This is a genomic window from Lyngbya sp. CCY1209, assembly GCF_055795065.1.
In genome coordinates, this window is sequence record NZ_JAYFER010000665.1 from 1 (window position 1) to 9581 (window position 9581).

At 57.1% G+C, this 9581-nt stretch carries 7 protein-coding genes; 3 read left to right on the forward strand and 4 right to left on the reverse strand.

Annotated features, from left to right (window positions below; translation table 11 throughout):
- Positions 1 to 182 precede the first annotated feature (182 nt).
- Positions 183 to 1352, reverse strand: a complete 1170-nt coding sequence (locus AC0QHF_RS27460) for a tetratricopeptide repeat protein (RefSeq protein ID WP_324707467.1) — start codon at positions 1350 to 1352, stop codon at positions 183 to 185.
- A gap of 211 nt (positions 1353 to 1563) precedes the next feature.
- Between AC0QHF_RS27460 and AC0QHF_RS27465 the strand changes: the two genes are divergently transcribed.
- On the forward strand, positions 1564 to 2676 hold the full coding sequence (locus AC0QHF_RS27465) for a transporter substrate-binding domain-containing protein (protein WP_324707468.1): 1113 nt from the start codon (positions 1564 to 1566) through the stop codon (positions 2674 to 2676).
- 15 nt (positions 2677 to 2691) lie between these two features.
- Here the strand turns inward: AC0QHF_RS27465 and AC0QHF_RS27470 are convergent, their stop codons facing one another.
- Both AC0QHF_RS27470 and AC0QHF_RS27475 read right to left on the reverse strand, forming a co-directional pair.
- The gene (locus tag AC0QHF_RS27470) at positions 2692 to 3861 is read right to left on the reverse strand and encodes an NAD(P)/FAD-dependent oxidoreductase (protein ID WP_324707469.1); all 1170 of its coding nucleotides are present in this window, start codon (positions 3859 to 3861) and stop codon (positions 2692 to 2694) included.
- A 60-nt stretch (positions 3862 to 3921) separates the two neighbouring features.
- Positions 3922 to 4398 carry a hypothetical protein gene (locus AC0QHF_RS27475; protein WP_324707470.1) on the reverse strand — a complete coding sequence of 159 codons (477 nt, stop codon included), beginning with the start codon at positions 4396 to 4398 and terminating at the stop codon, positions 3922 to 3924.
- Between the two features lie 194 nt (positions 4399 to 4592).
- Here AC0QHF_RS27475 and AC0QHF_RS27480 point away from each other — a divergent pair, with 194 nt between their 5' ends.
- Entirely contained in the window at positions 4593 to 5198 is a 606-nt protein-coding gene (locus AC0QHF_RS27480; RefSeq protein ID WP_324707471.1) for a cytochrome b/b6 domain-containing protein, read from the forward strand.
- 256 nt (positions 5199 to 5454) lie between these two features.
- On the opposite strand, the gene secA is transcribed toward AC0QHF_RS27480, so the two are convergent.
- Positions 5455 to 8247, reverse strand: a complete 2793-nt coding sequence (gene secA / locus AC0QHF_RS27485; RefSeq protein ID WP_324707472.1) for a preprotein translocase subunit SecA — start codon at positions 8245 to 8247, stop codon at positions 5455 to 5457.
- Positions 8248 to 8447: 200 nt separating this feature from the next.
- Here secA and AC0QHF_RS27490 point away from each other — a divergent pair, with 200 nt between their 5' ends.
- Positions 8448 to 9338: an alpha/beta fold hydrolase gene (locus tag AC0QHF_RS27490; RefSeq protein WP_324707473.1), complete on the forward strand. Its 891-nt coding sequence runs from the start codon at positions 8448 to 8450 to the stop codon at positions 9336 to 9338.
- Positions 9339 to 9581: the final 243 nt, after the last annotated feature.

Sequence of the window (9581 nt, forward strand, 5' to 3'; positions counted from 1 at the left end):
CCGCTTGGGAATCAATTCCCAAGCTAACAGCTCAAATCATCTGAAGATGATTGGGAAGGTTTTGCGGTCAAAAAACCGGATCTGATATCAGCAGTGAAGAAGTTCTCTTTTCTCTCTCCTCTCTTCTCTTTTCTCTCTTCTCTCTTCTCTTCCCTCCCCACACCCCACACCCCACACCCCGATTACCGCCGACCCCGGCGACCTCTCGAACGGCTGCGATAGCTGGGTTTGACCCGCTGTTGGCGGTAAATAATAATCGTCTCGGGTTCGTCTTCCTCCATTTCTTCTTCGGATGTGGGGGATGCGGCCGCAGACGGTTCGCTTTCGGCGGGTTCCGGTGCCAACGTCGCCCGGATATCTCGGGCGAGATTTAACGCCAATTCTCGGGTGGCGGGTTCGCCGCTGTCCTCCAACAGTTCCGCCGCTTTGGTGAAGTCGTCCGCCGCCTTTTTGGGGTTGTCGAGTTCGTAGTAAATGAACCCCCGATCTAAATAGGCGTTAGCCCGGTCTGGGTCGAGTTCGATCGCCTTATTGTAATCCGTCAACGCATCTTGGTAGTTGCCCAATTGCAGGTGTTCTTCCCCGCGAAAATAGTAGGCGTCGGGGCTTGACGAATCCACCTGAATTGCCATATTATAATTGGCGAGGGCGGACTGGTGGCTGTCCGTGGCGGCGTAGGCGAAGCCCCGATTCAGGTAGGCTTGGACGAGGGCGGGATTGAGTTCGATCGCCCGATTTAAAGTCGCGATCGCCCCGGTATAATCCCCCGATTTGATTTGTTCCATGCCGCGATTGTTCAGTTCCACGGCCTGCCGCGATCGCGCCGCATATCGGCTCACCACCGCCAGATTTTCCCGATATCCTGTCAATTTCCCCTGAGCATCCGAAAAGGTGGCGGTGCCCTCCGGAATGCCCTCCAACTGGGCGATCGCCTGCCGCCACTGCCGTTCCGCCTCTTCCCAAACCTGCGGGGGGTGGGGCGGGTTCTGCACCAATTCCGCAGCGGACATCGCCCGTTTGGTGGCATCCTCGAACTGTTCCCGGGCTTTTTTTTCGGGTTCCCGCTTCCGTTCCACCGCCTGCAACTGCGATCGCAGAACCGTCAGTTCTTCCAACTCCGACTGTCCGGGAAATGTCGGCGCATTTTCGAGGCGTGCGATCGCCGCTTCCAGGTAGTCGGAAGCCGTCGAAAGGCTGTCGTAGTCGGACAGGGTTTCCACCGTTCCCGCCGATGCCGCCAACGCCTCGGCTTCCTCGATCGCCTCCCGCTGTTGCAGTTCCACCCAGAGGGCGCCTCCCCCCGCCGCCAGCGCGATCGCGATCGATACACCCAAAACCGTTCGGTTTGCCATGATGCCATTCCCAACCCGTAGGTCAATCCTAACACCGGAAAAAATAAACGTTAACCCCCCACCTTCGTAGGGCGCTGTGTCTGGCGTCCCCGATCGGATCAAATAGCCGAGAAAATACGGAGGGGAGAAGTCGGGAAACAAGAGTCTAACTGGCCATTGAGTCCATCCATTTAAATGTTATAATTGTGCGGTTTGTAAAAACAGAATATCCATGTTTTTAAAGTTGCGATTGAGAAAAATTTTGGTTTTGGTAAACGTGGCGATCGCCGGTTCTTTCAGCTTTCAGGAACCCGCGCCGGCTCAGTCCCTGCGCGTGGGAGTTGCGGGCAGCGCACCATTTGTGATCGTCGAAGATTCGACAATTAAAGGAATCAGCATCGACATTTGGCAGGATATCGCCCAAATGGAGAACTTGGAATATCAACTCATCGAGCAAAAAACCGTTTCCGAAAGTCTAACAAACTTGCAGAATGGGAATTTAGATCTGGCGATCGGTTCCATCAGCATCACCGCAGATCGCGCCGAAGAGGTGGCATTTACCCAGGCATTTTACCTGGCAGAAATCGCGATTTTAACCGAAAATACATCGACCAGTTTATGGCAAAAAATCAGGCCTTTTTTTACCATCGCCGTTTTGTCATCAATTGTCGTACTGATGATTTTACTCTTTATCGTCGGAAATCTGCTGTGGTTGGCCGAGCGCGATCGCAACAGCGAACAATTCCCGAAATCCTACCGGCGGGGGGTGGGAAACGGGATGTGGTGTGCCCTGGTGACGCTGACGACCGTGGGTTACGGCGACTATACCCCTGTCACCCCCGTCGGGCGGGCGATCGCCGGAATTTGGATGATCGTCACCATGCTGACGGCTTCCTCTCTGACGGCGGGGTTAGCAACTGCTTTTACCCTCTCTTTTTCCGATATCAGCAGCGAAAAATTTACCCGCCCGGAAGACCTGCAAAATACCGCGATCGCCGCCGTCGTCGATACCACCGGAGCCAAATGGGCAACTGACTACGGGGCGAATCTACGCAAAACAAAATCCCTGCAAGAAGCCGTCAGCCTCTTGGAAGAAGGGCAAGTTGAGGGGGTTGTCTTCGACAAACCCGCCCTCCAATATTATCTCAATCAAAACCCGGAGTTGGATTTGAAATTTGCGAATTTTAAGATCACCATCGAAGCCTACGGATTCGCCCTCCCCCCAAATAGCCCTCTGAGGCAGAAGTTAAACGTCGCCATCCTGGAATTGTCGGAGTCGGGGCGCATCGAAGAAATCGCCAACATTTGGTTGAATGCCAATTTCCAACCGGGCAAATTTGAATAGATTCGGAATCAATTCTCACAACCGCCGCGGCGACAATTGCTCGACGATCGCATCCGGTTCCCCCGCCACATATCGGGCGTACCGCCGCGCCAGGGGGGGGACGAACACCAGCGGATTGCTGAATCCCGAGAAAATGTGGACGCCTTCAAACTCGGGGATCGCCCCCACCAAGGGCAAACCGTCCGCCGTGAACGCCACCAGACAATGGTGCCAGGTGGCGGGCAAATCGGCCAGGTCGGGCAAAATTTGGGCGATCGCACTTCGGATCGTCGCGGTGCTTTCCGCGGCACTCACCGCCGCGCAGGGATCGCTCAAGGTCCGCGACGGCTGGCCCATCCTCACCCGCCCGTCCAAAAGCTGCACCGCGCTGGTATCGATAATATAGGGCGCCAGTTCGTTTCCGGGTTCGTCCCACAGTTTCTCCAATTCCGGTTTCGTCGCCGTCGCCTCCAGGCTGAACCGTTCCATCTCCGCCGACATGACGATGCTCCGCAATTTCACGTCCACCGGTGGCGTTTCCAAAACTTCGGTGTGGGTGAAATGCAGTCTCAGGGGGATTCCCGCCGTTTTCAGCAGTTCCCGGCTGATCCCCCCCGCACAGATGGCGACGTTGGCGGCGGGGCAAGTTTCCCCGTCGGCGACGACTCCGGTGATGCGGTTTCCTTCCCGAGTCAGGTTGGAGACGATCGCGGTTTGGAAGGTTCCCCCCAGCCGTTGAAACGCCGAGCAGTAGCCCCGGTTGAGGGCTTCCGGGCAGATGTGCCCGTGGCGGACGGTGAAAGCTCCGGCGATCGCATCCGGGTTCAATAGGGGTTCCAACTCGCAGGCTTCTCGGACGTCCACCCGCCGCAGGGGGGTGACGAAGGGGGGATAGTGGGCCGCAACCGCTTCCGGATCGCGATCGCGCGGCACCGTCAGCACCAGATCGACTTCCCGAAATTGGGTATCGACGCCCAACTGTTCCGACAAAACCAGGTGGCGCTCCTTCCCTTCCCGACACAACTCGCGGGTCAGATCGGTGTGGCCGGCCCAGTATCCGACTCCGCCGTAACTGTAGCGGGTGGCGTTGTCCGGGGTGGGGAAGCGATCGATGAGCAGGACGGAAAATCCGGTTTGGGCGAGTTCGTAGCTGAGGGAAGCGCCGGTAATTCCGGCCCCCACCACGATCCAATCGTAAGTTGCCATGTTCAGTTTCGGACGAGTTGACGCTCTCTATTTTGACTCAAATTCTTATTGTCACCCCTTTCAAGATGGGGAAATCCGCTGATAGAGGATGGTTTTTCCCCGGCGCACTCCCGAATCTTTCCATCCCCGTTTGTGCAGTTCCCCGAGGCGGTTCAAGGTGGTGATGTAGGGGGGGGAAACGCCCAAAATTTCGGCCAATTCTCGGGCGCTTTTCAACTCGGAATTGGGGGGGCGCGATCGCGGTGGGTCCGGCGGTGCGAAAGATTGGGTCGGCCGTTCCCCGGGCGGCGGCGATAAATGTCGCTCCATAATTTCGACCACTTGGGATTCCAAATTTTGCTGCAAATAATCTGCAACAACCTTCCGGATGTGGCGATCGCCGTGATCGTCTGAGGGGGCAGGGGGGGCGATCGCTCCGTTGCAGCTCGGGGCGGCTAGATAGGTTTCGAGCAATGCCACTAACACCTCCGACGGCATCGCGTCCGCCGCCGTGCATCGCTCCTGAAACTGTCGCCACAGCTTCCGATTAACCCTCACATTTACCCATATTTCATCGTCCGAGCCAACCACAGAACTCACCCCTTTGGAATGGCTTTTTCTTTTCTATGATACCGCTTTTTTGCCCAAAATGACAGGGGGAATTGCAGAAGAACGATCGCCGATCGCCCCGGTTGAAAAATCCGCCATTTTGGGGATATACTATTGAGAAATATCTGCAAAAAGCAACTGTCATGGCTCGCTCAAAACCGTACCAGCCCCTGCTATTTCGCCTGTTACACGGCTTCAGCGCCCTTTTCGTTATGGGGTCCCTCATCACCGGCTACCTCGTCTACGAGAGCTACGACGGCCGTTTCGGTTCTTTCTTGTTGAACCGGGAATATCGCAGCCTCATCGACATCCACGGCACCTTCGGATTTTTCCTATTCTTTATCGCGATCGCCTTTGCCTACTACAGCCTGCGCCGGGGACAAAAGCGCCTCATCCAAGCCGACTCCCCGCAACATCTCAAACAGGTGGGGCGCCCGATCTGGTGGTACACCCTGCACCGCCTCGCCAACACCCTCGCCCTCGCCGCCCTCGCCCTCGCCGTCATTTCCGGCAAATTCCAGGACGAAAACTGGCTTCCGGCGGGGGAAGTCCATCACATTTGGTACAATATTCACCTGATCTCCTGGACGGCGATGATCGTCGCGATCGCCCTCCACGTCCTCATGGCGGCGCGGGTGGGCGGCGTTCCCTTCCTGCTCTCCGTCGTCAATACCGAAATCCGTCCCGGCGATCGTCCGAGTCTGTGGCGGGACAACCTGCGCCGGTGGTTCCGAAATCCCAAATTTTAGCAGTTTCGAGATGCCGACTTGACAGACAAATTGTGCAAAACTTCAATTTCGATGGGGTGGGTCGTCATTTTCCCGACTCCCGACTCCCGATTCTCGACTCCCGACTCCCAACTCCCGCGCACGGGACTCTAAAAATGGAAAAGGCGCCTGGGAGTCTGGCCGAGTTTCGACCCCAAGCACCTCTTCCTTAAGACCTCACTCCTCACACTTGCCAATCACTATAGCCGATTTTGGCAGATTGTCAAGCCTTTTTTTCCTAAGCCACCGCCGGCTGGGGCTGGAACTGGAACATCGAGTAAATCACGTTGCGGCGGATATCCGTCATCATGTCCAGGAACAGTTCGTAGCCCTCCCGCTTGTACTCGATCAGGGGATCTTTCTGGCCGTACCCCCGCAGTCCCACCGACTCCCGCAGGGCATCCATCTGCTGCAAGTGTTCCCGCCACAGGGAGTCAATTTGCTGCAAGATGAAGAACCGCTCCGCATCCCGCATCAGTCCGGGGCGGATCTGGTTCACCTGGGCTTCTTTGATGTCGTAGGCGTTGCGGAGTTGTTCGTGCAGGAACGTTTTGATCTCCTCAACGGTCATGTCGAACAGTTGTTCCGGCATCAGATCCTGCAACAAGTAGACGAACTCCTTCGCCTTTTCGACCAGGGTATCGAGGTTCCACTCTTCCGAGGGCAGATCCGGGTTGATGTAGGCCTCCACGATGTCGTCCATCGTCTGTTCGCCGTACTTGATCACCTGTTCCTTGAGATCCTGCCCCTCCAAAACCCGGCGGCGTTCGGCGTAGATAGCGCGGCGCTGGTTGTTCATCACCTCGTCGTACTCGAACACCTGCTTCCGGATGTCGTAGTAGTAGGTTTCCACCTTTTTCTGGGCATTTTCGAGCGATCGCGTCAGCAACTTCGACTCGATGGGCATATCCTCTTCCACCTGGAACATGGTCATCATCCCGGCGACCCGTTCCCCGCCGAAGATCCGCAGCAAGTTATCCTCCAGACTCAGGAAGAACCGCGTCGATCCCGGGTCCCCCTGCCGTCCGGCCCGTCCCCGCAACTGGTTGTCGATGCGGCGGGACTCGTGGCGCTCCGTGCCAATGACGTGCAAACCCCCCAGGGACACAACCTCCTCGTGTTCCCTCGAGGTAAACCCTTCATACTCGGCCACGATCGCCTGGTAAACCTCCCGCATCCGCTGCACCACCGGGTCTGTCGTCGGCGCCTTCTCCGCAGCCACCGCCAAAATATCCTCAGCCCGCAGTTCCGGCAAACTCCGCTCCCCGTACATCGACACCGCAAAATCCACCGCATCCCGCAGCTTCTGTTCGGTCCCCTTCGATAACTCCGTGGGGAAAATGCTCGAAGACACCTTCCACGATTTCGGCTTCTGACCCGACGGGCTAAACCCCTGCGGCTTGCCGCGCCGGGACGCGCCCGGGATCTGAGGTATCGCCAATTCCCGCTCGTCCTCCGGCTTCACAATCCGGGGCATGAAATATTCCCGCAGCTTCAACCGCGCCATGTAGTCGGCGTTCCCGCCGAGGATGATATCCGTCCCCCGTCCCGCCATGTTGGTGGCGATGGTGACGGCGCCCTTGCGTCCCGCCTGGGCGACGATCTCCGACTCTCGCTCCACATTTTCCGGCTTGGCATTGAGGAGGTTGTGGGGCACCTGCTGCTGGGACAACAGACTCGCGAGTACCTCCGACTTTTCGACGCTGGTCGTCCCCACCAGTACCGGACGGCCCATCTGGTGCATTTCCGCGCACTCCTGGGCGATGGAGATCCATTTCCCCCGCTCCGTCTTGTACACCACATCGGACAGGTCTGCCCGACCCGTGGGGCGGTTGGTCGGCACCACCGTCACCCGCAGGTTGTAAATTCTTTCAAATTCGACCTCTTCCGTCTTCGCCGTCCCCGTCATCCCGGAGAGTTTCGGGTACAGCAAAAAGAAGTTTTGGTAGGTGATGGTCGCCAACGTCTGGGTTTCGGGCTGGATCTCGAGTCCCTCTTTGGCCTCGATCGCCTGGTGCAATCCGTCACTCCAGCGCCGCCCCGGCATCACCCGCCCGGTGAACTCGTCCACGATCACCACTTCCCCATCGCGGACGATGTAGTTGACATCTTTTATAAACAGTTCCTTCGCCTTCAGGGCGTTAAATACGAAGTGCGCCCAGGGGTCGTTGGGGTCGTAGAGGTCCGTCACCCCCAACAACTCCTCGGCCGCCGCGAATCCCTCGTCCGTCAGCAGCACGTTGCGGGCTTTCTCGTCGGTTTCGTAGTGGTCTTCTTCTTTATTCAAAGCCCGGGCCACTTCGGCGGCGCGGATGTACTTTTCGCTCGGCCGTTCCACCTGGCCGGAGATGATCAGCGGCGTCCGGGCTTCGTCGATCAGAACCGAGTCCACCTCGTCGATGATGCAGAAATTGAACGGCCGCTGCACCACCTCCTCCATCGAGGTCGCCATGTTGTCCCGCAGGTAGTCGAATCCCACCTCGCTGTTGGTGGCGTAGGTGATATCGCAGCGGTAGTTTTTCTTCCGTTCTTCCGGTCCCATGCCCTGCTGGATGAGTCCGACGCTCAAGCCCAAAAACCGGTGCACCTGTCCCATCCATTCCGCGTCTCGGCGGGCCAGGTAGTCGTTGACGGTGATGATGTGGACGCCTTCCCCGGACAAAGCGTTGAGGTAGGCGGGGAGGGTGGACACCAGGGTTTTTCCTTCCCCGGTTTTCATCTCAGCAATTTCGCCGCTGTGGAGGATCATGCCGCCGAGAACCTGGACGTCGAAGTGCCGCATCCCCAGCACCCGCGTCGAGGCTTCCCGGACGACGGCGAAGGCTTGGGGAAGGATTTCGTCCAGGATTTGGAGTCGTTCTTCCCGGTTTTTGGCTTTTGCTAAGATTTGCTGGAACTCTCCTGTCTTGGCCTTGAGCTCTTCGTCGGAGAGCGATCGCATCTCTTCTTCCAGGACGTTTACATCCGTCACCAGGGGTTGATATTTTTTGAGTTTGCGGGCATTGGGATCGCCCAGCAGAGCTTTGAGCATGGCAAGAACAGGATAATCTTACAGGTTGTCTATAGTATAGGGTTTGGAGCGCCGAAGATATGGGGCACAGAGCCGACCCGGGCGAACTGAAAACTCGTGGCTGTATATTTACAACTTTACGGAGAATTGTACCACGCCGGTTTGTAGTCAACGGTTCGGGGTTTGCGGTTAAATGGGTGAAGTTATTGCGATCGCTTCCGATGTTTCCCAACTGTTTGCCCCCCCTGTCCCCATCCCTCACCGAATCGACGTCCGTCGCCCTGGCTGAGGCTATCGAAGCCAAACCCGTCCCCACCTCCCTGCGGGAAACCCCCGTGCTCACCACCTTCGTCCGCCGGGGGGCGGGGGGCGACCCGATTTTGTTGATTCACGGTTTCGACAGTTCGGTATTGGAGTTTCGCCGGTTGCTGCCGCTGTTGGCAACCCAGAATGAAACCTGGGCGGTGGATTTGTTGGGGTTCGGGTTTACGGAGCGATCGCCGGATTTATCCATCAGCCCCGCCACCATTCTCGCCCACCTGCGGGGGTTTTGGGAATGCGCGATCGCCAAACCGATGATTTTGGTCGGGGCTTCGATGGGCGGCGCCACGGCGATCGATTTTACCCTCAATTATCCCGAAGCGGTGAAATCTCTGGTGTTGCTCGACAGCGCCGGGATCAGCCGCGGACCGATCGCCGGAAAGTTTTTGTTTCCCCCTTTGGACTATTTTGCCACCGAATTTCTCCGCCATCCCAAAGTCCGCCAGAGCATCAGCGAGAACGCCTATTTCGACAAAACTTTCGCCTCCGAAGATGCCCGCATCTGCGCGGCGTGGCACTTGGATTCGCCGAATTGGAACCGGGCTCTGGCGAGTTTTACCAAAAGCGGCGGCTACGGTTCTTTCCGCGATCGCCTCTCGGAAATTCGGCAGCCCACGTTAATTTTGTGGGGCAGAAACGACCGCATTTTGGGCACGAAAGATGCCGAAAAATTTCGGGACGCGATCGACGATTCAAAACTGATCTGGATCGAAAATTGCGGTCACGTTCCCCACCTGGAACGGCCGGACATCACGGCAGAAAATATCCTCAATTTCAGGAAAAATCCGTAGGGGCAAGCCTCTGCGCTTGCCCGGGGGAACCATCAGAATCAGAAAAAAAACGGGTAGGGGCAAGCCTCTGCGCTTGCCCACCCAGAATCAGCCGCAACCGGGGACGGTTGCTCCCACCTATATATAATTGAATCATGTATATAATTGAATCATGAAAATCCCCCACCCAGAAGCGGCTGCAACCGGGGACGGTTGCTCCCACCTATATATAATTGAATCATGTATATAATTGAATCATGAAAA

Bases quoted from the DNA above. Each gene is read 5' to 3' on its own strand.
- AC0QHF_RS27460 (WP_324707467.1), bottom strand. From the start codon at position 1,352: ATGGCAAACCGAACGGTTTTGGGTGTATCGATCGCGATCGCGCTGGCG.
- AC0QHF_RS27465 (WP_324707468.1), top strand. From the start codon at position 1,564: ATGTTTTTAAAGTTGCGATTGAGAAAAATTTTGGTTTTGGTAAACGTG.
- AC0QHF_RS27470 (WP_324707469.1), bottom strand. From the start codon at position 3,861: ATGGCAACTTACGATTGGATCGTGGTGGGGGCCGGAATTACCGGCGCT.
- AC0QHF_RS27480 (WP_324707471.1), top strand. From the start codon at position 4,593: ATGGCTCGCTCAAAACCGTACCAGCCCCTGCTATTTCGCCTGTTACAC.
- secA (WP_324707472.1), bottom strand. From the start codon at position 8,247: ATGCTCAAAGCTCTGCTGGGCGATCCCAATGCCCGCAAACTCAAAAAA.
- AC0QHF_RS27490 (WP_324707473.1), top strand. From the start codon at position 8,448: ATGTTTCCCAACTGTTTGCCCCCCCTGTCCCCATCCCTCACCGAATCG.